This window comes from Pseudidiomarina woesei (assembly GCF_001418345.1).
Lineage (GTDB): Bacteria > Pseudomonadota > Gammaproteobacteria > Enterobacterales > Alteromonadaceae > Pseudidiomarina > Pseudidiomarina woesei.
This window is the reverse complement of record NZ_LIPW01000005.1, coordinates 1-22599: the sequence shown is the minus strand read 5'-3', so window position 1 is coordinate 22599 and position 22599 is coordinate 1. Positions and strand designations below refer to the sequence as shown.

The following is a 22599-nucleotide window of genomic DNA, read 5'->3' as shown; positions in this document are numbered from 1 at the left end:
GCGCACATGAAAGTTATACTCAGGCGTTACATTTACTAAAAGTTTACATTGTTTTTACGCCAAACATCAGTATATATTTGGTCAAATAACAAACAATGCGATGCTCAAAATATAAAATAAAACTATAAAAACAGAACATGCGACAGCGTCACGAAGCTGAAACCAACGAGCTGCACCGAAAACAGCAGCGAGAAATTGCGCGCCTGCGCAAGGCTGTTGCTCGCCTGAAAGACCTCACCACGAAATACCGCCAATCGGAAGTTATTCAAAAAGCGCTGTTTAAAATTTCGGAGCTGGCCTCGTCGGTAACCGACATGGAGCAATTTTATCAGTCGGTGCACGCTATTATTGGCGACCTTATGGTGGCGAAGAACTTCTTTATTTGTTTGCACGACCAGGTTGAAGACACTGTCCGTTTTGTTTATTTCGTTGACGAATATGACGACATACCATCGCTAAAAGCTATTCCGGCTGAATTATTAGGCAAGGGGTTAACTGGTTACGTTATGCGCACGGGTAAGCCGTTTTTGTATGACGAAGAGGTATTTAATCGGTTATGCGACAGCGGCGAAATTCGGGACTTAGGGGCTGCTCCGGTTGACTGGCTAGGGGTGCCATTGCATTCCGATAGCCGCGTCATTGGTGCCATGGTAGTACAAAGTTACACCGAAGACGTACGCTACAGCGAAGCCGACAAAGAACTATTCATGTTCGTTTCGCAGCATATTGTTAATGCACTTGAGCGGGTGCGGCAGCGCGAGATGATGCAAGAAGAAATTGCGCATCAAACGGCCAAGCTGCGGCAAATAAACGACGATTTAAAATCAGAAATTTCAGAACGTGAACGGGCTCAGCAGCTGAGTACTGTTTTATTCGCAATTTCTGAGGTAACAAATACCTCCGACTCGATTCAGAGTTTCTACCAGCAACTGCATCGGCAAATTGGTCAACTCATTAACAACGATAACTTTTTCGTAGCGCTGCTGGATGACGAACGAAAATACCTCGAGTTTCCTTACTACGTCGATGCGTTTGATAATAATCTGCAGAAAAAACGCCCGTTAGCGCGCGGTATGACCGAGTATGTTATTCGGCACAAAAAACCGGTGTTTATTGACGCCGACATGTACCAGACATTGGTCAGCTCAGGCGAAGTTGAAGACGCCACCAGTTATTATGGTACTCAACCGACACAGTGGCTAGGTTCTCCTTTGGTGGTTGATGACGAAGTAATTGGTGTGCTGTCGGTACAAACTTATACTGGTGACGTTTCCTACAAGCAAGACGACTTAGAGCTCTTGAATTTCGTTTCACAACACGTTGCTGTGGCGATTGAGCGCCGTCGTAATGCGGAAGAAGTGCGCCGCGTTAATGCTTATCTGGAACGTAAAGTAGCCGAACGCACTGAAGAACTGGTGAACGAAATTGAGCGCCGTAAAAAAGTTGAAGAAAAACTGTTTTACGACGCTCACCACGACGCCCTTACAGGTTTGCCCAACCGCTCAATGTTTACAGAGCGCTTGCAACAAACTCTCAAACACAAACGTCGTTATCCGCATCACAATTTCTCCGTGTTGTTTGTAGATCTAGACCGGTTCAAAGAGATCAACGACACGCTAGGGCATTCTGCCGGTGACGAATTTTTACTTGAAGCTAGCCGTCGCATTGGTGAATGCATTCGTGACAATGACACCGTAGCCCGGTTAGGCGGCGACGAATTTGTTATTTTATTAGACATGATTCGTCATATTGATGACGCCAAAGACATTGCCTCACGCGTTATTGAAAAAATGAAGCAACCTTTTGTGTTTGGCGAAAGCGAGCATTATTCCGGTGCTAGTGTTGGTATCGCCGAGTGTAAGTCACGCAATGACTCTGCTGAGCGGTTATTGCGCGACGCTGATGCAGCCATGTATCAAGCGAAGAGTATGGGGCGTGGTTGTTATGTCGTGTTTGACGAAAGTATTCACAAAGATCTGGTCGCCTCGCTACACCGTGAAACAGAATTACGGCATGCGCAATTTGACCAAGATTTTGTGCTGCAGAAATTCAATGTATTTGAGCTGAATAAAAACCAAGCTGTGGCGCAAGAACTGCTGCTGCGTTGGCAACGTGATGATAGCCTGCTACCGGCCGACCGGTTTTTAGCGATTGCAGAAAAAACCGGCATGACCATGGCACTTGACCAATGGATGCTCACGCGCTGTTGCGAATTGTTGGCTGAAGACGATAATGCCATGCCGGTATATGTCAGCATTTCTGCAAAGCACCTATTCAAGCTTGCCGACGTCAAAGCGCTGCAAGAAATTATTATAAGCTCAGGTGTGGCACCTGAAAGACTTATTCTAGAGTTCAGCGAAACCGAGCTGAACGATAACTCAAAACGTCAGTTGAGCTGTTTGCGTCAGCTTGCTGACTTTGGCGTGGGGCTTGCGCTGAATGAATTTGGGCGCAGCGCCGGTGCACTCCAATATATTTTGAATTATCCGTTTACTCACGTGAAACTCGACCCACGTTTTGTGGCTGATATAGCCACCAGCCAGCGCGCACAAACCATGGTGCGCAACGTGGTTCACTTATGTCGCGACTTAGGCATAGAAATAGCCGCTGCCGGTATAGATCTTGCTGACCAACAAAAAGCTTTGGTGCATAACGGCGTCAATTTAGGGCAGGGAATACTGTTTGGAGAACCCGAACAGGTAAAGTCACTTTCTCAACAACAGCCGACGCAAGCGCAGTCGGCGGGCACCGCTTAACCTCAAGTTAGTCTTCCATTGCTTTGCGTAATAATGCCAAGCCGCTTGCGCGTGCTGTTTCACGTGCTTGTTCGTTGGCTTTGGCTTGCTCTTCCCACTCTAAGTCATCTTGCGGTAGCTCATACAAAAAACGACTAGCTTCAGGGCGAACAACGTCGCCATATTGCCGACGTTCTTTGGCCATGGTGAAAATAAGCGATTGCTGCGCACGGGTAATACCCACATAAGCAAGGCGTCGTTCTTCCTCAACCATATTGTCGTCAATACTTGATTGGTGCGGAAGAATACCTTCTTCCATGCCCACCATAAACACATGGGGGAATTCCAGGCCTTTTGAAGCATGTAGCGTCATCAGCTGTACTTGGTCGCCTTGCTCTTCTTCTTCGTTGCGAGACAGCATGTCGCGCAGACATAGCTTAGCGACGGCTTGCTCAAGCGTGACCGGTTCGTTGTCATCGTCACCTTTAAGCATTTCGCTAACCCAGCGCATTAACTCGCTCACGTTCTTCCAGCGCATCTCGGCGGCGCTAACGCTCGGGCTGCTTTCATAAAGCCATTCTTCATAACCAATCAGCTTTAATAAGTCGAACAAAGCGCCGGTAGCCTCAGGCGTGTGATCGCAGCGCCGAGCGGTGCGCTTCATAAAGTCGACAAAATATTGCACCGACTGAAATTCTCGCGCCCCTAGACGGGTTTTTAAAGCTTGGTGGTCAGCCGCTTCATACAAACTAACATGTAGCTCGTGAGCCAACTCGCCAATGCGTTCAACTGTGTGAGGCCCAATGCCGCGCTTCGGTACGTTAATAATGCGAATAAAAGCGGTGTCATCACTGGGGTTAACCAGCAACCGCAAATACGCCATTACATCTTTCACTTCTGCCCGTGCAAAAAAGCTTTGCCCACCGGTCATGCGGTAGGGAATACGGTTACTCATGAGGGCTTTTTCAAAAATACGTGCTTGGTGGTTACCACGGTATAAAATTGCGAATTGATGATAAGGCGTGCGCTCCAAAAAGCGGCGACGAACAATCTCTGCAACGACACGTTCAGCTTCATGCTCTTCGTTGCGGCCATAGATAACCCGCAGCGGAACACCATATTCCATTTCGGAAAATAGCTTTTTGTCGAATACGTGCGGGTTGTTTTCAATTAAAATATTGGCGGCTTTAAGAATGCGCCCGTGCGAGCGATAGTTTTGTTCGAGCTTAATGACTTTTAGCGCCGGGAAATCACGTTGTAACAACGCCAAGTTTTGTGGCTGCGCGCCGCGCCACGAATAAATCGACTGGTCGTCATCGCCAACCACCGTGAAGTTAGCCCGAGCACCAACCAGTAAACGCACCAGTTCATACTGACTGGTATTCGTGTCCTGGTATTCGTCCACCAACAAATAGTGAAACTTCTGTTGCCAGCGTTCGCGTGCTTTTTCATCGGCCTTGAGCAATAACGTTGGCAGTAGAATTAAGTCGTCAAAGTCTATCGCGTTACAGGCTTTCATATTTTGCTGATAACGCCGGTAGAACTCAGCAAACATCTGCTCGTCTGCTTGTTGCGCCTGGTCCAGCACTTGGTCGGGGCTGAGCATGGCGTTTTTCCAGTTGCTGATTTGGCTTTGCAGCAACTTTAATAAATTCTTATCACCATCAAGCTCTGGCTCAGTAAGTGCCTTTAAAAGCGCAAACGAATCTTGGTCGTCAAACAGCGAAAAGCCAGCCTTCATATTCAAGCTTTTCACTTCTTTGCGAATAATATTCAAACCCAACGTATGAAAAGTAGATACGGTAAGCCCACGTGTGTACTGGCGGCCTAATGTTTGCCCAACACGCTCTTTCATCTCGCGTGCGGCTTTGTTGGTAAATGTTACTGCTGCAATGTGTCGAGCTTGGTAGCCACAGCGCTGAATAAGGTGCGCAATTTTCTCAGTAATCACGCGGGTTTTACCACTACCAGCACCCGCCAGAACCAGAACTGGCCCTTCAATCGCTTTGACAGCTTCTTGTTGACGCGGGTTTAACAACATGGCTTAGCGTTACCTTTTATTGACATGAGCAGACGAAACACCTGCGGTGAAGCGGCAGATTTTACCGCAAACTCCTGCTAAGCTAAAAGGCAATTACTGATTAACTTGAAATTAGCGGTGGATATTGATCATGGACGCAAAAAAAATTGAAGACATAGCTCGTCAAATTAACGACAGCATTCCTGCAGGCGTAAAAGATTTTGCTGGTAGTTTAGAGCAGCGTATTAAAACTATTTTGCAGCAACAATTAGGTAAGCTCGACGTCGTGACGCGCGAGGAGCTTGACGTGCAGCAGCAACTGTTATTGCGTTTACGCCAACGCGTAGAACACCTTGAGCGTGAGCTAGAGGCAATGAAAAAAGAAGATTAATCGCATTGCGCCCAAGTGGTGTTCATGCTGACAGGAACAAACTCTGGTAGCGCATCGGCTGCATTTTCAAGGCGTTTAGTATACTCACTTAGTGCCAATTCATTGCGAAGAATAGCGTTAACATCGCGGTTAATAAAATATCCAAGCTCGCCAACCTTGTACATCGGCGAGCCTTTGGTTTCTCGCACTAAGCTTGTTGCATTGCCATTGATGGCAGACAAGCAACAGTTTTCTAAGTTGTTAACCATGGTTCGAATAATTGAGTCGGGAACCTTCATATTGTCAGGGTCACGGGAGAAGCGACGAAGCCCTTCAATTTTTTCATAAGCTTCGCTGACACTTTTCATCGACTCTTTAAGTAAGGTTACTGTCTCATGGGCTAATGCTAAATTAAGCTCACTTAGTATGCCGCGACTAGTGGTCGCCTCGTGCAGCGGAAATACACTGCGATTAAGGTTCAGTTCGCGCCATTGTTCATTCAAGTAGCGTAAGGTGGCGGTTTCAGGCGCCTCTAACTTTTCAAGCGCATGCAGCTGTTCGGCAAAGCGGCATACGCGATCATGACTTTTTGCTTGATCGCTGGCTGGCGGTTTATTGGGTGTTGCTGCTGTAGGCGAGCTACTTTCAGTGCAACCAGTAAATAGAATGAGAGCAAAAAAATACAAACTTACCTGCCAGCGGTGCTTAATTAGCAAACTCAATCTCCTTGTGTGCGTTAAGCTTAATCGCCCGAGTGTAACACTGACTTTACGCAAAAAGTACCTGCATAACTAGAATTATTCAAGCGGAATTCATACTATGGGTTTCGCGTAACAAACCTTCATTCAAGGAGAACAAAAATGGCGCAGTGGTTAACCGGTGAAGTGATTGAGAATTACGCGTGGAACCAAGAGCTATTCAGTTTGCGCGTGCGAACACAGCCGTTTGAATTTATTGCCGGCCAGTTTGTTAGGCTTGGCCTACCCCATGAAGGTGGACGCGTGCAGCGCGCGTATTCATTGGTCAATGGCCCCGATGAGCATGTACTCGATTTTTTAGTTAATCGTGTACACGACGGTTTATTTTCTCCGCTACTGCATGATTTGCGCGCCGGCCAAACCATTGAAGTATCGCAACCGCCCAGTGGGTTTTTCACCCTAAATGAAGTACCTGAAGGTGACAGCTTATGGCTTATCTCAACCGGTACTGGCATTGGCCCGTATTTATCTATGCTCAGTACCGATATTCCATGGCAGCGCTTTAAACGCATTCACTTAGTGCATGCCGTGCGTTATGCGGCCGACCTAGCCTATAACGAAAAAATTCTACAGTGGGTAGCGGAACACCCCGGCCAGCTTACCTATCAACCCGTAGTAAGCCGCGAAGATCACGCTGGTGCATTACGTGGCCGTATTCCGGCGCTTATTCAACAGGGCGACTTACAGCGCGCCGTAGGCGATCTCTTAGACGAACGCGCCCAGGTCATGCTATGTGGTAACCCAGACATGATTCGTGATGCCAAAACAGTGCTCGCCGATATGGGACTTGCCAAGAATTTACGACGCAAACCCGGCAACGTCACCATGGAACATTACTGGTAATTCGTACACCGAAATACGTGGTTATTATCCGTCGAATTGTTGGTGCCCACGCTACACTCTAATTTTTCAGTGAGGGAGAGTGAGCATGGCAAAGGAAGGCGTTCGAATTGCCAAGATCTATACGCGGGCACTGCAAGGCATTGAAGCGCCACTAGTGACCATAGAGGTGTGTTTGGCATCGGGGCTACCGTCATTCACCATGGTGGGGTTGCCACAAACGGGAGTGCGTGAGGCGCGCGACCGGGTGCGCTCGGCGATGTTGGCCAGCGACTTTTCCTTTCCCAAAGGCCAAAAAATTACCGTTAACTTAGCGCCTGCTGATTTACCAAAATTTGGTGCGCGCTACGACTTGGCCATCGCCATTGGTATTTTAGTTGCGAATAACCAAGTGCCTGAGTCGAGCACCGTCGGGCGTGAATTCTATGGTGAATTAACACTCAATGGTGATTTGCGTGAAGTGACCGGTATATTGCCGGCCGTAATGAGCTGCCGGGACGAAGGGCGCGAAGCGGTTATTCCATTGGACAATGCTGACGAAGCGGCGGTATTGCGTGAACAACAGTGCGTAGCGGCGATAAGTCTACGAGACGTGGTAGAACACCTCACGAGCCCTACAAAACTACCCTTCATTAAACCTCAAGAAGCGCGCGAACCAGACCCAATACATGGCGATATTGCCGACGTGATTGGTCAACATCAAGCCAAGCGCGCACTGCTCTTGGCAGCCTCCGGTGGGCATCATTTGATGTTTGTTGGGCCTCCGGGCACAGGAAAAACCATGCTAGCACAGCGTTTACTTGGGTTACTGCCCGCTCTTGATGAACGTGATGGTTTAGCGGTGGCTGCCATTCGCTCGGTGAGCGGAACCCTGCGCGGTAATCACTGGCAACAACGTATTTTGCGGGCGCCCCACCATTCGTGCTCGGCTGCGGCACTGGTGGGTGGCGGTTCACCCCCGCAACCCGGCGAAATTTCCCTAGCGCACAGATCACTGTTGTTCTTAGACGAGTTACCTGAGTTTGCACGGCATGTGCTTGATTCACTGCGTGAGCCACTCGAGTCAGGCACTGTGACCATTAGTCGCGCCGGGCATCAAATAACCTACCCGGCCGATTTCCAACTGATTTGCGCGTTAAACCCGTCGCCGTGCGGCTATTTTGATGGTGATTTGTCGAGCGCTCGTGCCTCTCCCGATCAAATTGCTCGGTACTTAGGCAAGCTTTCTGGGCCCTTGTTAGACCGAATTGACATGCAAGTAGATGTGCCACGTCAGCCAGATGTGTTGCGCCAACAGCATGAGCAGCAGGAACCGCTTTCGCCTACTTGGCGCGGATGGGTAGCAGAGGCTCGGGCCTGCCAACTTGAGCGCCAAGGCTGTTTGAATAGCGAGCTAAAACCAGCTCAGTTAGCTGAGTTTTGCCGGTTAAGCGACGACGATCATGTGTTTTTGGTTGCTGCCATAGAGCAGTTTTCACTGTCGCATCGTGCTTACCATCGTTTGTTGCGCTTAGCGCGAACCATTGCTGACCTTGACGATAGTGACGCTATACAACGAAAACATTTGGCCGAGGCGCTTAGTTTTCGCGCTCTCGACCGCATACTTCAGCAGTTACACAAGTTGTAACGCTTGTTTGAATAAGTGCACCGCGGTGTCGATGTCTTCATCGCAAATATTGAGATGGGTGACCAAGCGCATACGCTGCGAACGTGCAGTTAATATGCCGTTATCGCGTAAGTAATCGCTCACTTTTTGTGCCTGTTCAAGTGACTCAAAGTTGACATAAACCATGTTTGTTTGAGCTGACTCAACCGAGATATTCGGTAATCCGCTTAGTGCATCATGTAACTGTTGGGCGCGCATGTGGTCTTCAGCTAAGCGCTCAACATGATGGTTTAAAGCGTGGTCCATTGCTGCCGCGATGATACCCGCTTGGCGCATGCCGCCACCAAGCATTTTGCGCCATCTATGTGCCCGTTGAATAAACTTTTTGGATCCAACTAATACCGAGCCAATTGGTGTGCCTAAGCCTTTCGAGAAACAAATAGAGACACTATCAAAAGGTTCCACAAGATCACTTAGTGACTTTCCTGTTGCTACACAGGCATTAAAAATTCGAGCACCATCTAAGTGCAATTTCAGACCATGCTTATCGCATAACCGCCGCGCTTTTAACATGTAGTCTTGCGGAATTACACGCCCAGTATGGGTATTCTCAAGCGACAATAACTTGGTGATTGGAAAGTGTGGGTCATCCGGTTTAATTCGCTTTTCGACAGCCGCCAAATTTAACGTGCCATCGGCCTCTACTTCAAACGGTTGCGGAACAATACCGCCTAATACCGCAGCACCGCCCGCCTCGTAACGGTAGGTGTGGTATTCTTGGCCAACAAGGTACTCTTCGCCGCGCTGACAATGGCTGAGCAGGGCAAGTAAGTTAGTTTGGGTGCCGCTGCTAGCTATTAGTGCAGCTTCTTTACCCGCCAGCTGAGCCACTCTCTGTTGTAATGCATTAATGGTAGGGTCATCGCCAAATACGTCATCACCGACGGGCGCCGCTGCCATCACGGCACGCATAGCCGCTGTGGGGCGCGTTACCGTGTCACTGCGTAAATCAATCATGGTACCCCCAAGCTGGTGGTGGAAGGTCAATAGGTTGGCTCAAATCGACCTGCACTTCAAAAATTCGGCCAGGGCGCGAGAGCTTATAGCTCATGGTTTTTGCGTCAAAAAACTGAATAGTCCAGGTATTGGCCACCGACACGTCTAAGCCATTTTCAATAAATAACGCTTTGCTGGCCTCGTCAACGGGAAACGCCTGAATGGTGGCTGAGCCGCTAGCTAAAGTTTGGCCTCCATACGGTGATACCGCGTCGGCACTGCCGTCTTCGTGCAAATGAATGTGTTGGAAGTCAATGTAGCCTGGGTGTTGTGTCAGTACCCAAGTGCGCGAACGGTCGTCACCGACATGCAGAGGCATACGTACGACATTGTCCTCGCAGTCACGAATGTGCACTACCAGCGGATGATCCCAAGCGGGACTTGGTTGGTTATCTTGCACAATGGTTGCGTTAAAAGCTTGTCCACAATACGGTTGAAATTGCTGCATAAATGCCGATTGTTCCGCTAGTAACTGCCCATTGTTATTCTGGTTGGCAGGTGCACAAGCGGTTAAGCCAGTAATAGCCACGACAGCCGCACAAAATGTGTTGGTACGCCCTAATTTTAAGTTCGAGTAAATCATGGAAGATTCCTTTTTATAAAACGAGGGGCTCTGAACTAAGTGGCCACCTGGTTATTTGTTATTCCAAAATGTGTGGATACTTTGCCATAGCTTGCTTTGCTATAAAACATACCGTCGTGCGATAATGTCAGTCATTCGACGCAAAATATACTGCGATTTAAAGTAAACAACGGACAAAATAATCATGCATGTTTATCAAAATGTTCTGGAAATGATTGGCAACACGCCAATGGTCAAAGTATCTAACATCGACACTGGCCCTTGTGAACTATATCTCAAGCTCGAATTTATGAATCCAGGCGGCTCCATAAAAGACCGCATCGCAGTAAGCATGATAGAAGCCGCGGAACAGTCAGGCGCATTAAAGCCAGGAATGACCATTATTGAAGCAACCGCAGGTAATACCGGTTTAGGTTTAGCGTTAGTGGCAGCCAGCAAAGGTTACCCGCTGAAAATTGTTATGCCAGACAAAATGTCAGCCGAAAAAGTAAACAACCTCAAAGCCATGGGCGCGGAAGTTGTACGCACCCGCTCTGATGTGCAAAAAGGCCATCCTGAATACTACCAAGACATGGCGGCACGGCTAGCTGAAGAAAACGGCTACTTTTATGTTAACCAATTCACCAACCCAGCCAATGTGGCGGCCCATTACCGCACTACAGGGCCCGAAATTTGGCAACAAATGCAAGGCAACTTAGACGCGTTTGTATGTGGTGTTGGTTCGGGCGGAACTTTGTCGGGCATTGGCCGCTATCTGCGCGAGCAGAACGCAGACATTGACTTAGTACTCGCTGACCCAGACGGTTCTATTCTCGAGCCGCTGATTAACCGCAACGAAACCGTCGAAGCGGGCAGTTGGTTGGTTGAAGGTATTGGCGAAGACTTCGTGCCAGATATTTGTGAAATTAACCTAGCCAACAAAGCCTATGCAATTAGTGACAAAGAAGCCTTTCATACCGCGCGCGAGCTGTTGGTTAAAGAAGGCGTCATGGTGGGTTCATCAAGCGGCACCCTTATTGCCGCCGCGTTACGTTATTGCCGTGAGCAAACTGAAGCTAAACGCGTAGTGACCTTAGCTTGTGATACCGGCAACCGTTATTTATCAAAATTATACAACGACGAGTGGATGGCCGCTCAGAACCTGTTGGAGAAGTAACATGGCAGATGCAAAGAACATGAAATTCGCAACCCTTGCTATACACGGTGGCCAGTCACCAGAGCCGGCAACCGGCGCAGTCATGCCGCCAATTTTCACTAGCTCGACTTACATTCAAGAAAGCCCAGGCGTACACAAAGGCTTTGAATACTCGCGCTCACACAACCCAACGCGCTTTGCTTGGGAGCGCGCTGTTGCCAGCCTAGAGGGCGGCAAGCAGGGGCTTGCTTTTGCATCAGGTATGGCTGCTACCTCAACCATCATGGAACTGCTAGACAGTGGCGACCATGTGATTGCTATGGATGACTTGTACGGCGGTACTTTCCGCTTGTTCGATAAAGTACGTGGGCGTTCAGCAGGTTTGAACTTCTCTTATGTTGATTTGGCTGATTTGAGCGCGGTAGAAGCGGCAATTACGCCAAAAACCCGCATGATCTGGATTGAAACCCCAAGCAACCCAATGTTGAAGTTGGTGGATATTAAAGCAGTGGCAGCCATTGCGAAAAAGCACAACATGATTGTGGTGGTGGATAATACGTTTGCAACGCCATACAACCAACGGCCGCTAGAAATGGGTGCCGACATTGTCATGCACTCGGCAACCAAGTACCTCAATGGTCACTCAGACATGGTTGGCGGTATTGCTGTCGTTGGCGACAATGACGAGCTGGTCGAGAAAATGCTATTTTTGCAAAACTCAGTGGGCGCGGTCGCGGGGCCATTTGACAGTTACTTGGCGCTGCGTGGTGTTAAAACCTTGGCGTTACGTATGAAGCATCACAACCAAGCGGCCATGGAATTAGCGCTGTGGCTTGAACAGCACCCACAAGTTGAGAAAGTGATTTACCCTGGCCTGACTAGCCACCCGCAACATGAGTTAGCAAAGCAACAAATGTCAGGGTTCGGTGGCATGATCTCAATATTATTGAAGGGCGACCTTGAAAAAGCCCGTCGTTTTCTTGAAACCGTCGAGATTTTTGCCCTAGCAGAAAGCCTAGGTGGGGTGGAAAGCTTAATTGAGCACCCAGCAATTATGACCCATGCGTCTATTCCGAAAGAAAATCGCGAAAAACTCGGTATTTTGGATAATTTTGTGCGTATTTCGGTAGGCATTGAAGACTTAGACGACCTGAAAGCGGACCTAGATAAAGCGTTAAGCGCCTGATATTTCAGGCGCTTTAACACTCTTTTACAATTTGATGAATTTACGCTAGGCTAAGTTCCACTATTAAAACGACGCTGAAAAAGCGCAAAATAAGGGAACAAAGTTATGCCTCTTAGCCTATTTTTAATGCAAGGTTTGGTGGCCGCGTTGTTGTTCTATGTGTTGGTGGGGCAATATCACCGCCAACCGTTGTGGAATATGCTTGCCGTACTCGTGTGTGGGCTTCTGCCACCACTCAACTGGGCCATTTTGTTAGTCGCAGTTGGGGTTCGCATGTGGCGTCGGTCAACACCAATGGTGCCTATTAAGTAATAACACTAGGTAAAACAAGTAGCGAGATACGCCGTTAATATGCAGTCAACACTTCAACCGTTTCATTTAGCTGTGCCGGTGCATGACATTGCCAAAGCGCGTGAGTTTTATGGCGCTATTTTAGGCCTTAGCGAAGGGCGCAGCAGCGAACAATGGGTTGATTGGAATTTCTACGGCCACCAATTCGTGACCCACCTAGCCCCAGAAAAAACTGGCGTGGCGCACCATAACCCAGTTGACGGGCATGCCGTTCCGGTGCCTCATTTTGGGGTGGTATTAACCATGTCCGATTGGCATGCGCTGGCTGAACGTGTCCGCGCCGCTAGCATTGAGTTTGTTATTGAACCGCACATTCGCTTCAAAGGTCAGCCTGGTGAGCAAGCCACCATGTTTTTTTATGATTTCAGCGGCAACGCACTTGAATTTAAAGCCTTTAACGACCTAAACCAATTGTTTGCAAGCTAGCCCTAGTGCTAGCGCGCTAAGTTGCCGCCACTAATAATGACCCCAATGCGCTGCCCTGCAAATAGCTCTGGGTAACGTTGAATAGCCGCAATAACAGTTGCCGATGAAGGCTCTATCCATTGTTCTGTCAATTCAAACACTAATTTTTGCGCCGCCAGGGCTTCGCTATCGGTCACGACCAAAATATCGTCAACGCGCTGCCGAATAACTGCAAAGGTTTTATCGCCAACGCTTGTCAACAACCCATCGCATACACTCATTGGCGGCATGGCCGGCTGTAACACGCCCGTGCGAAACGAGGCTTGCCCATCGGCGGCTAACTCAGGCTCAACCCCATACACCTTGGGCACCCCATTGGCTTTGGCTGCCGTTGCGGTACCGCTCAATAACCCCCCACCGCCAAGTGGTGCCACCAAACAATCTAAATCGGGCTGCTCAAGCATCAGCTCATGAGCCGCAGTACCTTGCCCCTGCCATATATGTGCGTGGTTATACGGCGGTATAAATTCACGCCCAGTGGGTTTTTGTGCTGCAACAAATGCCTCGCGCGCAGCCATGCCGGCGTCAATAGTGATTAACTCAGCGCCATAACGCGCCATATTGTCGCGCTTAAACTTAGAAGCATTCGCCGCCACACCAACTCGAACCTTAACCCCTAATTGCTGGCCAGCCGCCGCTAGCGCTGCCCCATGATTACCCGACGACACGGTATAAACGCCACGAGCTCGCTGTTCTTCACTTAATTGCAGCAGCGCATTACACGCCCCCCGAAACTTAAAGGCGCCTGTGTGCTGCAAATGCTCGCATTTTAGCCACACCTGAGCGCCCAGCGCTTCATTCAGCTTTAAGCTGACTAACACGGTGGTGCGGCGCACGTATGGGGCGATGCGTTTGCTTGCTGCGGTTATCTTGGAATAGTCGTCTTGTATCGTCATAAAGCGTATACTACCTGAAAGCAAAATCGATATTAGCTATTAGATATTAGATCTGATGTTTCGAGCTCTTGCTAATATCCAATATCTAATAGCTAATATCGCTTTAGGGGTTTATATGGTTTTGAATACTTTTGAGCGCATTCGAGCGCTGCCCATGGCGTACCAAACCGTCATGGCACTGTACCTGTGCCAACGCATGGTACCGAACTACGAATTATTCCATCATGTTACTGGTTTTGGCGACCCGAAACCACTACAAGGTGCGTTGAATGCGTGTTGGGACTGGGCTTGGCAGGGCAAAGCGGTGAAAGTGAATTTCGCCCGTTGGCAAGAAAAAGTCGATGACGTGACGCCAAGTGAGCATGGCCATGACATGCTCGGCGTGTACCCAGCCATGGACGCATGCACGGCCATAAGCACCTTGTTACAGGGGCTTATGGATCAGAACAGTGCTGACTTAGTCAGCGTTGCGAAGGTTTCCCAAGCGAGCGTAGCGAAGTTTTTAGAGCTGACAGAAGGTGCTGAAATGGATGCGCAAGAGCGCCGTAAGCTGCTTCGCGAGCATGAGTTAGCGCAGTATGAAATTGAAGTGCAGCAGGCTATTTTGAACTATTTAGAAACCGTGGCCGAGCATGAGGCGCAACCATCGCAAACCTTGGTGCGCCAAGTGCGTGACATGATTGCCGACGAAGGCGTATCCAACATCGGCGTTAGCATGGCAGAAGAGTAGTTTACGACTCTTCATTATTTGCGGTGCGCGCTGGTTGGGCGCGCACTATGGCCAACCAACCAATAACGCCAAACAAAACAATTTGCCAATAGTCGCCGCGGCGCCATTGAATATGTTCTTTGTATACAGTTGCAAACATCAGCAATTGAATAAGGTGCAAGGCAATCAGCAGCACCATCAGAAATAGAAAAAATGCGAAGCCCTTACCCGCAAACGGCGACACTAAGTTGGCCAGCATAACGCCCCAAATAATCGCAAACACCAAACGCCCTAACCACACTGCAATTCCCATCATTTAATCCTGTTCGTTAAGTGGCTTAACATCACTGCGCACTTGATAAAGTCTGAAAGTAACCTGGCCTGCGTGCTTTTCACGATGCAAATGCCAACTATGGGGCACGGTTGGTACCAAGCCGCGCTCCGTTTCAACGTAAACCCAGCTTTGTTCAGCTAGCCAGTTATGTTGCACCAATTGCTCAATACAACGCTCAGCTAACCCCATGCCAAATGGCGGATCAACAAACACCATATCAAATGGCTGTGCAGGCTGTTGGCGCAAAAACGCCAGTGCATCGGCTTGCTGCACTAATGCTTGGCCTGAACAAGCCGGCGAAAGTGCTGTTGCGTGTTGTGTTAACAGTCGCGCGGCCTGCGTGTCTTGTTCAATTAAAATAACTTGGGCGGCACCGCGTGAAAGGGCTTCAAACGCAAGCGCGCCACTACCTGCAAATAAATCTAAACAACGCGTATCAAGCAGCTCGAATTGTAACCAGTTGAATAGGGTTTCTCGCACGCGGTCAGTGGTTGGGCGTAAACCGGGAACATCGGCAATGGCAAGTTTGCGCCCGCGCAATTGCCCGCCAATAATTCTTAGCTCGCCAGAGCCCTTGCTTTTCTGCTTGTGCGTGTTTCGCGGCATGCTAAAGTAAGCCTTCTTATAAATGACGTGTTAAACTGTGCGGCATTGTAAACTGACCCGCACAGAACTTCCAAAGGTAAAACAGGCATGGCCAAAGGATCTTTCTTCTCGTTGTTTCGCAAAAACAAAAACGACGACGCTAAATCATCAGCAGACACCGCTGTTCAAGAGCAAGAATCACAGGCGCAACCAGAACAGCAACCAGAACAGCAACCAGAGCCGCAACCAGAACTGGAAGCCGAGCAACCGCTACCAGAAGAGCCGTCTATGGCTGAAGTTGCAGCGCCCGATGCTGCCGAAATTTGTGCGCAAGTTACCGCCGAGTCGCGTGCTGACGCAGCACCGCAGGTGGAAGAAACCCAGTCGAAGCCAAGCCTTTGGAAACGCTTAACGGCAGGGTTGCGTAAAACCTCAAGTGCCATTGGCGACGGCTTATGGGGTATTTTCAAAGACAAAAAAATTGATGACGAACTGTTTGAAGATCTCGAAACCCAATTGCTTACAGCCGACATTGGCGTGCCGACAACCTTAAAAATAGTTGAGCAATTGACCGAGCAAGCCAGCCGCAAACAGCTACAAGACGCTTCGGCGCTGTATGAACTCCTCCAGCAAAACATGACCGATATTTTAACCCCAGTGGCGCAACCATTAACGATTCCGGCCGAGCAAAAAGGGCCCTTTGTTATTTTAATGGTTGGCGTGAACGGCGTAGGTAAAACCACAACTATTGGCAAGCTGGCTCAGCAATTTAAACGCGAAGGCAAGTCGGTTATGTTGGCTGCAGGTGACACATTCCGCGCTGCGGCAGTTGAACAGTTACAGGTGTGGGGCCAACGTAATGATATTCCGGTGGTTGCCCAGCACACCGGCGCCGATAGCGCATCGGTCATATTTGACGCGGTAGAAGCCGCCAAAGCCCGTGGCGTAGATGTTTTAATTGCCGACACGGCCGGACGCTTGCAAAACAAAGCCCACTTAATGGATGAGCTAAAAAAAGTGGTGCGGGTGATGCGCAAACTCGACGACACCGCTCCGCACGAAGTTATGCTCACCTTAGACGCAGGCACTGGGCAAAATGCAATTAGCCAAGCCAAGCTGTTCACTGAAGCCGTTGGAGTTTCAGGTATTACATTGACTAAGCTTGACGGTACCGCCAAGGGTGGTGTTATTTTTGCCATTGCCGATCAATTTAATATTCCTATTCGCTATATTGGTGTTGGCGAAGGCATTGACGACTTACGGCCATTTGTTGCCAAAGAGTTTGTCGGCGCACTATTTCAACGCGAATTAAGCGAGACAGAAACCTCATGATTAAGTTTGAGCAAGTTAGCAAAACCTACCCTGGTGGGTTTCAAGCGCTGAATAACGTAAGTTTTCACCTTGAACCCGGCGAAATGGCTTTTTTAACCGGCCACTCGGGCGCAGGCAAGAGTACCTTGCTTAAGCTAATTAGCATGATGGAACGCCCAACAGCTGGGCGAGTGCTTATTAATGGCCACGACTTAAAGCGTATCAACGTACGCCAAATACCCTATGTGCGCCGCGATATTGGCATGATTTTTCAAGATCACCGGCTATTAATGGACAAAACGGTGCTTGATAACGTTGCTCTGCCATTGCTTATTGAAGGCTACAGCATGCAAGAAGCTCGCAAGCGTGTGCAAGCGGCGCTTGAAAAAGTGGGGTTGGGTGACAAATTGCGCCATTACCCCATGATGCTTTCGGGGGGTGAACAACAGCGTGTTGGTATAGCGCGCGCTGTGGTGAACAAACCTCCGTTATTGTTGGCCGACGAACCCACCGGTAACTTAGACCCGAAATTATCAAGTGAAATCATTAAGTTATTTGAAGACTTCAACCGCGTTGGTGTGTCAGTGCTTATTGCTACCCATGACTTAGGCCTGATAGCGCGACTGCGCTACCGCACCTTAACGCTACGCGATGGCCGTATGATCAACGACGGCTTGCAAGAGGAGGGGTAAGCAATGAGTTTACTGTTCCGTAGTCGCCAACAAGGCGCGCAACAAGTCAAAATTTCAGGCTTTCGTCGTTTTGTCATGTTTTGGGTGCATAATGCCCAGCAAGCCGTTGCAAGCCTTGGTGAACTAGCGCGTTACCCGTTAGCAAGCCTCATGACCATGGCCGTATTAGGCTTAAGTTTAACCTTGCCAGCAACGCTGTATGTGGTGGTTAAAAACACAGAAACCATTGGTGCTGATTGGCAACATGCCTCAGAAATTACGCTGTTTCTGCGCAAAGACTTAAGCCAGCAAGAAGTTTCAACCTTTCACAAACGGTTAAGTTTGTCGAACGATGTTGAAAGCGTGCGCTGGATTGATAAAAACGAGGCGTTGCAAGAATTTCGCGAGGCCTCTGGGTTTGGCGATGCCTTGAATGCATTAGAAAACAACCCGCTACCAGATGTGTTGTTAGTGTTGCCCGTTGCCAACAAACGCGGTACGGCTCAGGCCCAAGCGCTAGCGCAACAGCTAAGTAACGAGCGCGAAGTTGAGCAAGTGCGGCTCGATTTAGATTGGCTGCAACGCTTAGAGGCGCTGTTAAACCTTATACGCGATGGTTTATTGGCCTTGGCAACGTTGCTATGTGTCGCTGTGGTGCTCATAGTGGGCAACACCATTCGGTTAAATATCAACAGTAAGCGTGACGAGATCATGGTCATGAAGCTCGTTGGTGCAACCGACGGCTTTATTCAACGCCCATTTTTGTATACCGGTGTGTGGTATGGTTTTGTTGGCGGTTTTATTGCGTGGTTAGCAACCGCAATGGTGATCTGGTGGATATCGGGTGCCGTAGCAGACATTAGTGAGTTGTACCAAAGCCAGTTTCGGTTATCAGGTTTAAACTTTAATGAAATGATGGTGTTATGGCTGGTTGCCATTGGTCTTGGTTTGCTGGGTTCTTACATTGCTGTAAGAAAACATGTACGAACCATTGAACCGCAGTAATTTGATCCCCATTTGATCATTGTCAGCAGCGTCAAGTTTGCTAGAATGAAGGAACTTTCAGATCATAAAGTGGTCTGATGTGTGTCTGGATAATGAAGTGCGGGCACAAGCGAGAGAGGATGTTGTTGCATGAGCTCTGAAATGACAAGTATGGCATTAGCTGTTCCACAAGCCAGTGGCAGCCTAGAAGCGTATATTTCGTCGGTAAACCGTATTCCAATGCTAAGCGCAGAAGAAGAGCGGGAGCTGGCTACACGCTTACACGAACAGGAAGACTTAGAAGCTGCGCGTCAGTTGATTATGTCTCACCTGCGTTTTGTCGTGCATGTTGCACGTGGCTATTCTGGCTACGGCTTACCTCAAGCAGACCTTATTCAAGAAGGTAACATTGGCTTAATGAAAGCAGTACGTCGTTTTGACCCAGCGGTTGGCGTACGCTTGGTATCGTTCGCGGTACATTGGATAAAAGCTGAAATTCATGAGTATGTGCTGAAAAACTGGCGCATGGTCAAAATTGCCACCACCAAAGCGCAGCGCAAATTATTCTTTAACTTGCGCAAAATGAAAAAGCGCTTGGGTTGGTTTACGCAAGAAGAAGTGAACACAGTTGCAGAAACCTTAGGTGTTAGCACCAACGAAGTGTTGGAAATGGAAGCGCGGATGAGCGCCCATGACCAAGCATTTGAGTTAAGCTCAGATGACGATGACGCACGCGAAGGTTCTACCTATTCACCAGCGCAGTATTTAGAAGACAAGCGCTCAGACCTAGCTGAAGAAGTTGAAAACGAGCAGTGGGAATCACACACGCAGCAGCGTTTATTGTCAGCGATTAAAACCCTTGATGAGCGCAGCCAAGACATTGTCCGCGCCCGTTGGTTAGACGATGACAACAAAACCACGTTGCAAGAATTGGCTGATAGATACCAAGTTTCAGCCGAACGTGTGCGTCAGCTAGAAGCAAATGCTATGAAGAAATTGCGTATGGCAATGGCTTAAGTAAAGAACACATTCATTAAAAGCTCGAAGTTGTTATAACAGCTTCGAGCTTTTTTTATGGATAAAATTCAGCATCTGGTCACATTGAAAGAATAAAAAGCGAACAAAAAGTACTTGAATGTGTTTTAAATGTTAAATAAGGTGATAAAAAACACATAAAGGAACAGTTCAATGCAACGGATATGCCCCTATCTTGTTGTCTTATCTATTTTATTCAGCAGTTTGGTAAGTGCTCAAAATGCCGTGGAGCCTTTGGCAACGTACTCAGTGATGGCGACCGTACGTTCACTTACGACGGTGCTGACCGCGTTACCCACATCAGCGGTTATGGCAGTAGCTCAAGCATGCGTTACGATGCCCAAGGCGCGCTGTACTATCAACAAGACGTTTTACAAGAAAGTAATCAAAGCGTAACCTACACCAAACACATGGTCGGCGGATTTGAGAAAAAATCCCGCAGTGGCGGCGCCGGCAGCTTAACCGAATACCGTTACACCGTAGCGGATGACGTGGTCATCGTGCAGCGCGAAAGCGCAAGCACAAGCACGGAAGCCACGTACTTGCTCTTTAAAGACCACCTAGGCTCGGTGTTTACCACCTTAGCCACCACTGGCGAGATAATCAGCCAGCAGCTATTTAGCGCCTTTGGTCAAACCCGAACCATTTACACCGCAGGCGGTGTTGCACTTGGCAGCATGTTGCCGCCAACCGAGCAGGGCTTTACCGGGCATCGGCAAATGGATGCCTTGGGCATTGTGCACATGAAAGGGCGCATTTACGACCCCACCCTCGGGCGCTTTTTGCAGGCCGACCCGTTTGTGCAAGCACCCAAGAACAGCCAGAACTACAACCGCTATAGCTATGTGCTGAACAACCCCATGAGCTATACCGACCCGAGTGGGTATTTTTTCAGTAAGCTGTGGGAAAAAATTAAGCCCATTATTGGTGTGATTGTCGTTGCGGCTCTATACGCCTATTGCCAAGCGTGTGCCACGTATTTTGCTAGCAGTTGGTATGGTGCTGCCACCGCAGGAGCTATAGCTGGTGGTGTTAATGCTGGCTTTAATGGTGGCAATATACTCACCGGTGCATTGCGAGGCGCCTTTGCTGCCGCTGCGTTTTATGGGGTTGGTGAAGCCTTTAGCGGTATGGATGTCAGCATGGGCACCAGTGCTTATTACGGCAAGGTGCTTATGCACGGCATAACCGGCGGCGTCATGAATGTGCTCAGTGGCGGCAAGTTTGGGCATGGATTCGCAGCCGCAGGCGTTACCCAAGCCTTTGCTCCGGCCATAGGTAAAATAGACAAAGGCAGTCGCTTTAGTGCAGGGCGCGTAGCCGCTGCCGCTTTAGTTGGCGGTACCGCATCAAGTTTAAGTGGCGGTAAGTTCGCTAATGGCGCGATAACTGGGGCTTTTTCTCGGTTGTTTAATGATGAAGTGCATCATCAGAGTGTAGCTAATCGTGTTGCTGACGAAGTTGGTAAAAAGGGGCGTTTTGCAAGTAAAGGCGAAGCAGACTGGATATATCAGAATAATTCAGATCCGAATTTATCCGTTGACGTTGATGCGAGCAAACTAACGGTAGAGTTGACTAGTGATTGGTCAGTATGTCGTAACACCAATCATGGCATGTGTGCAACGGGTCGCGTAACAGGTTCTGACTACGCTGTGCATGGACAAGTAACAGTTAGAGATAGACAAGATGGTACTTTTGGCATCTACAACCAACAGTATGATTACGAAATGCATCCTGTAAATTCTCCGACAAATTTATTTCGTAACATTGCGACAATGCTCGGTCGGCCATCGAGTGGCTGGATGAACACAAGCTTTTGGATAAACTATCAGGGTAATACTCAAATTATTCCTTTAAATTCTGAAGGCGGTGGTTGAATGCGAATTATAATAATCATAGGGCTACTGCTCACTTTTTTTTATATGAATACACTTGAGTATGACTTACGCGGCACTGATTTATATGTAAAGTGGCCTGAAACAGAGATGCAAATGCTCAATATCACAGCGACTGATGAAGCACTTGTTTACCCACATGTTTTAGACGCTCAGCGACGTCGGCGTTACTTATATGTGCTTCGCGCAGTCACGTATTTCTTTGAGTGTGGTGAAGGGCGCGCAATCATCTCGTTACAGGGGGATTTAGAAGTTTATGTTATCAATGTCACTAATCTACAATCTAAGCGCTTTAGTTATGATGAGTTTCGCAACTATGCAGAAATGCAAAATCTTAACGTCGAATTAGACACCGAAAAGTATAATCCAAGGTTTGATAAAATTGAAAAATTAAAAATTACTGAAGACTGCACCGAATTCTGAAATCAGTTTTTGGGGAATACGATGCGTTGTAAGCCGACTAGTATTCGAAAGTTATGGCTGCTAAATTCAGGAACTACATATGGGAATTAAGTCGAACTTATTATTAATATTATGATTGTTTCCTTCTTTTGCGTTGTCGGATTAGTAATAATTTTATTTATTGAGTATTACTTGTCCATGAAATTTGCGGCAAAACTGTCAATAGAAGATAGGTCGTTCAGCTTGAGTAACAGAAAAATCAAGGATGCGCATGAGGCATTTACAAAAGGTAATCATTTATCTAAATATTTAAATAAAAGTGATGATAGATTAATGGTTTCCGTAATTAAAACAAGACAAGTGTTGACATTGGTTTTTATTATATCGTTCTTCCTTTGATTCTTTGATTCTTTGATTCTTTGATTCTTTGATTCTTTGATTCTTTGATTCTTTGATTCTTTGATTCTTTGGTTCTTTGATTCTTTGGTTCAATTGATGAATTTAGGGTGCGTACTCAGGGTAATATCGCGAACGTTTTTTTAGCAATATTATGTTCGGTTTGACGATCTGTATCGGTAGTGTTCAGAATTCTGTGTCATTTCACTAAGCTAGCATAAGAGAGATGACACGTGACTAGGCCGGGCTTCGGCAAGATGGCGTTCAACATATTAT

At 48.1% G+C, this 22599-nt stretch carries 22 protein-coding genes; 15 read left to right on the top strand and 7 right to left on the bottom strand.

Translation table 11 applies throughout. The features are described 5' to 3' along the window. The first annotated feature begins 137 nt into the window (after positions 1 to 137). Complete coding sequence (locus tag ASC40_RS08585) at positions 138 to 2756, top strand: sensor domain-containing phosphodiesterase (protein ID WP_055439397.1); 2619 nt, start codon at positions 138 to 140, stop codon at positions 2754 to 2756. Between the two features lie 7 nt (positions 2757 to 2763). Here ASC40_RS08585 and rep read toward each other — a convergent pair whose 3' ends face one another. After that, complete coding sequence (rep, locus tag ASC40_RS08580; RefSeq protein WP_082432521.1) at positions 2764 to 4776, bottom strand: DNA helicase Rep; 2013 nt, start codon at positions 4774 to 4776, stop codon at positions 2764 to 2766. Between the two features lie 130 nt (positions 4777 to 4906). Between rep and ASC40_RS08575 the strand changes: the two genes are divergently transcribed. Beyond that, positions 4907 to 5146: an accessory factor UbiK family protein gene (locus tag ASC40_RS08575; protein ID WP_055439396.1), complete on the top strand. Its 240-nt coding sequence runs from the start codon at positions 4907 to 4909 to the stop codon at positions 5144 to 5146. Here the strand turns inward: ASC40_RS08575 and ASC40_RS08570 are convergent. Further along, on the bottom strand, positions 5143 to 5841 hold the full coding sequence (locus tag ASC40_RS08570; RefSeq protein WP_055439395.1) for a hypothetical protein: 699 nt from the start codon (positions 5839 to 5841) through the stop codon (positions 5143 to 5145). The two genes, ASC40_RS08575 and ASC40_RS08570, sit on opposite strands and share 4 nt — an antisense overlap. Before the next feature lie 144 nt (positions 5842 to 5985). Between ASC40_RS08570 and ASC40_RS08565 the strand changes: the two genes are divergently transcribed. Continuing rightward, on the top strand, positions 5986 to 6726 hold the full coding sequence (locus tag ASC40_RS08565) for a ferredoxin--NADP reductase (protein WP_055439394.1): 741 nt from the start codon (positions 5986 to 5988) through the stop codon (positions 6724 to 6726). Positions 6727 to 6811: 85 nt separating this feature from the next. Beyond that, positions 6812 to 8350, top strand: coding sequence for a YifB family Mg chelatase-like AAA ATPase (locus ASC40_RS08560; RefSeq protein ID WP_055439393.1), 1539 nt, complete (start codon positions 6812 to 6814; stop codon positions 8348 to 8350). On the opposite strand, the gene ltaE is transcribed toward ASC40_RS08560, so the two are convergent. Together ltaE and ASC40_RS08550 are read right to left on the bottom strand one after the other, a co-directional pair. Continuing rightward, positions 8336 to 9346 carry a low-specificity L-threonine aldolase gene (gene ltaE, locus ASC40_RS08555; RefSeq protein ID WP_055439392.1) on the bottom strand — a complete coding sequence of 337 codons (1011 nt, stop codon included), beginning with the start codon at positions 9344 to 9346 and terminating at the stop codon, positions 8336 to 8338. The genes ASC40_RS08560 and ltaE overlap by 15 nt on opposite strands. After that, positions 9339 to 9968 carry a hypothetical protein gene (locus ASC40_RS08550; RefSeq protein WP_055439391.1) on the bottom strand — a complete coding sequence of 210 codons (630 nt, stop codon included), beginning with the start codon at positions 9966 to 9968 and terminating at the stop codon, positions 9339 to 9341. The genes ltaE and ASC40_RS08550 overlap by 8 nt, the downstream gene beginning before the upstream one ends. A 184-nt stretch (positions 9969 to 10152) precedes the next feature. Between ASC40_RS08550 and ASC40_RS08545 the strand changes: the two genes are divergently transcribed. The 4 genes from ASC40_RS08545 to ASC40_RS08530 all read left to right on the top strand — a co-directional run bounded on the left by ASC40_RS08545 (position 10153) and on the right by ASC40_RS08530 (position 13066). Next, entirely contained in the window at positions 10153 to 11124 is a 972-nt protein-coding gene (locus ASC40_RS08545; RefSeq protein WP_055439390.1) for a PLP-dependent cysteine synthase family protein, read from the top strand. A gap of 1 nt (position 11125) precedes the next feature. Then, the gene (locus ASC40_RS08540; RefSeq protein ID WP_055439389.1) at positions 11126 to 12289 is read left to right on the top strand and encodes a cystathionine gamma-synthase; all 1164 of its coding nucleotides are present in this window, start codon (positions 11126 to 11128) and stop codon (positions 12287 to 12289) included. 105 nt (positions 12290 to 12394) lie between these two features. Further along, positions 12395 to 12601, top strand: coding sequence for a hypothetical protein (locus ASC40_RS08535; protein WP_055439388.1), 207 nt, complete (start codon positions 12395 to 12397; stop codon positions 12599 to 12601). A 39-nt stretch (positions 12602 to 12640) separates the two neighbouring features. Next, entirely contained in the window at positions 12641 to 13066 is a 426-nt protein-coding gene (locus ASC40_RS08530; RefSeq protein WP_055439387.1) for a VOC family protein, read from the top strand. An 8-nt stretch (positions 13067 to 13074) separates the two neighbouring features. Here ASC40_RS08530 and ASC40_RS08525 read toward each other — a convergent pair whose 3' ends face one another. Continuing rightward, positions 13075 to 14001, bottom strand: a complete 927-nt coding sequence (locus ASC40_RS08525) for a pyridoxal-phosphate dependent enzyme (RefSeq protein WP_055439386.1) — start codon at positions 13999 to 14001, stop codon at positions 13075 to 13077. A gap of 115 nt (positions 14002 to 14116) precedes the next feature. On the opposite strand from ASC40_RS08525, the gene ASC40_RS08520 reads away from it, so the two are divergent. Continuing rightward, positions 14117 to 14731, top strand: coding sequence for a YjaG family protein (locus ASC40_RS08520; RefSeq protein ID WP_055439385.1), 615 nt, complete (start codon positions 14117 to 14119; stop codon positions 14729 to 14731). A 1-nt stretch (position 14732) separates the two neighbouring features. Here ASC40_RS08520 and ASC40_RS08515 read toward each other — a convergent pair whose 3' ends face one another. After that, the gene (locus ASC40_RS08515) at positions 14733 to 15026 is read right to left on the bottom strand and encodes a DUF1145 domain-containing protein (protein ID WP_245622248.1); all 294 of its coding nucleotides are present in this window, start codon (positions 15024 to 15026) and stop codon (positions 14733 to 14735) included. Next, a complete protein-coding gene (rsmD, locus tag ASC40_RS08510) occupies positions 15027 to 15650 on the bottom strand; it encodes a 16S rRNA (guanine(966)-N(2))-methyltransferase RsmD (RefSeq protein WP_055439384.1) in 624 nt (207 codons plus the stop codon). An 87-nt stretch (positions 15651 to 15737) separates the two neighbouring features. On the opposite strand from rsmD, the gene ftsY reads away from it, so the two are divergent. From ftsY to ASC40_RS08480, 6 genes are all read left to right on the top strand, one after another. Continuing rightward, complete coding sequence (ftsY, locus tag ASC40_RS08505; protein ID WP_055439383.1) at positions 15738 to 16961, top strand: signal recognition particle-docking protein FtsY; 1224 nt, start codon at positions 15738 to 15740, stop codon at positions 16959 to 16961. Then, positions 16958 to 17632 (top strand): cell division ATP-binding protein FtsE, encoded by a 675-nt coding sequence (ftsE, locus tag ASC40_RS08500; protein ID WP_055439382.1) that lies wholly within the window; start codon positions 16958 to 16960, stop codon positions 17630 to 17632. Before ftsY ends, ftsE begins: the two co-directional genes overlap by 4 nt. Before the next feature lie 3 nt (positions 17633 to 17635). After that, entirely contained in the window at positions 17636 to 18616 is a 981-nt protein-coding gene (gene ftsX, locus ASC40_RS08495) for a permease-like cell division protein FtsX (RefSeq protein WP_055439381.1), read from the top strand. 129 nt (positions 18617 to 18745) lie between these two features. Then, positions 18746 to 19612, top strand: a complete 867-nt coding sequence (rpoH, locus tag ASC40_RS08490; RefSeq protein WP_055439380.1) for an RNA polymerase sigma factor RpoH — start codon at positions 18746 to 18748, stop codon at positions 19610 to 19612. Positions 19613 to 19794: 182 nt separating this feature from the next. Further along, positions 19795 to 21507, top strand: a complete 1713-nt coding sequence (locus tag ASC40_RS08485; RefSeq protein WP_055439379.1) for an RHS repeat domain-containing protein — start codon at positions 19795 to 19797, stop codon at positions 21505 to 21507. Next, a complete protein-coding gene (locus ASC40_RS08480; RefSeq protein WP_055439378.1) occupies positions 21508 to 21948 on the top strand; it encodes a hypothetical protein in 441 nt (146 codons plus the stop codon). Positions 21949 to 22599: the final 651 nt, after the last annotated feature.

Excerpts from the sequence above, each read along its gene's own strand:
- ASC40_RS08585 (WP_055439397.1), top strand. The coding sequence starts at position 138 with ATGCGACAGCGTCACGAAGCTGAAACCAACGAGCTGCACCGAAAACAG.
- rep (WP_082432521.1), bottom strand. The coding sequence starts at position 4,776 with ATGTTGTTAAACCCGCGTCAACAAGAAGCTGTCAAAGCGATTGAAGGG.
- ASC40_RS08575 (WP_055439396.1), top strand. The coding sequence starts at position 4,907 with ATGGACGCAAAAAAAATTGAAGACATAGCTCGTCAAATTAACGACAGC.
- ASC40_RS08565 (WP_055439394.1), top strand. The coding sequence starts at position 5,986 with ATGGCGCAGTGGTTAACCGGTGAAGTGATTGAGAATTACGCGTGGAAC.
- ASC40_RS08560 (WP_055439393.1), top strand. The coding sequence starts at position 6,812 with ATGGCAAAGGAAGGCGTTCGAATTGCCAAGATCTATACGCGGGCACTG.
- ltaE (WP_055439392.1), bottom strand. The coding sequence starts at position 9,346 with ATGATTGATTTACGCAGTGACACGGTAACGCGCCCCACAGCGGCTATG.
- ASC40_RS08550 (WP_055439391.1), bottom strand. The coding sequence starts at position 9,968 with ATGATTTACTCGAACTTAAAATTAGGGCGTACCAACACATTTTGTGCG.
- ASC40_RS08545 (WP_055439390.1), top strand. The coding sequence starts at position 10,153 with ATGCATGTTTATCAAAATGTTCTGGAAATGATTGGCAACACGCCAATG.
- ASC40_RS08540 (WP_055439389.1), top strand. The coding sequence starts at position 11,126 with ATGGCAGATGCAAAGAACATGAAATTCGCAACCCTTGCTATACACGGT.
- ASC40_RS08535 (WP_055439388.1), top strand. The coding sequence starts at position 12,395 with ATGCCTCTTAGCCTATTTTTAATGCAAGGTTTGGTGGCCGCGTTGTTG.
- ASC40_RS08530 (WP_055439387.1), top strand. The coding sequence starts at position 12,641 with ATGCAGTCAACACTTCAACCGTTTCATTTAGCTGTGCCGGTGCATGAC.
- ASC40_RS08525 (WP_055439386.1), bottom strand. The coding sequence starts at position 14,001 with ATGACGATACAAGACGACTATTCCAAGATAACCGCAGCAAGCAAACGC.
- ASC40_RS08520 (WP_055439385.1), top strand. The coding sequence starts at position 14,117 with ATGGTTTTGAATACTTTTGAGCGCATTCGAGCGCTGCCCATGGCGTAC.
- ASC40_RS08515 (WP_245622248.1), bottom strand. The coding sequence starts at position 15,026 with ATGATGGGAATTGCAGTGTGGTTAGGGCGTTTGGTGTTTGCGATTATT.
- rsmD (WP_055439384.1), bottom strand. The coding sequence starts at position 15,650 with ATGCCGCGAAACACGCACAAGCAGAAAAGCAAGGGCTCTGGCGAGCTA.
- ftsY (WP_055439383.1), top strand. The coding sequence starts at position 15,738 with ATGGCCAAAGGATCTTTCTTCTCGTTGTTTCGCAAAAACAAAAACGAC.
- ftsE (WP_055439382.1), top strand. The coding sequence starts at position 16,958 with ATGATTAAGTTTGAGCAAGTTAGCAAAACCTACCCTGGTGGGTTTCAA.
- ftsX (WP_055439381.1), top strand. The coding sequence starts at position 17,636 with ATGAGTTTACTGTTCCGTAGTCGCCAACAAGGCGCGCAACAAGTCAAA.
- rpoH (WP_055439380.1), top strand. The coding sequence starts at position 18,746 with ATGAGCTCTGAAATGACAAGTATGGCATTAGCTGTTCCACAAGCCAGT.
- ASC40_RS08485 (WP_055439379.1), top strand. The coding sequence starts at position 19,795 with ATGCCCCTATCTTGTTGTCTTATCTATTTTATTCAGCAGTTTGGTAAG.
- ASC40_RS08480 (WP_055439378.1), top strand. The coding sequence starts at position 21,508 with ATGCGAATTATAATAATCATAGGGCTACTGCTCACTTTTTTTTATATG.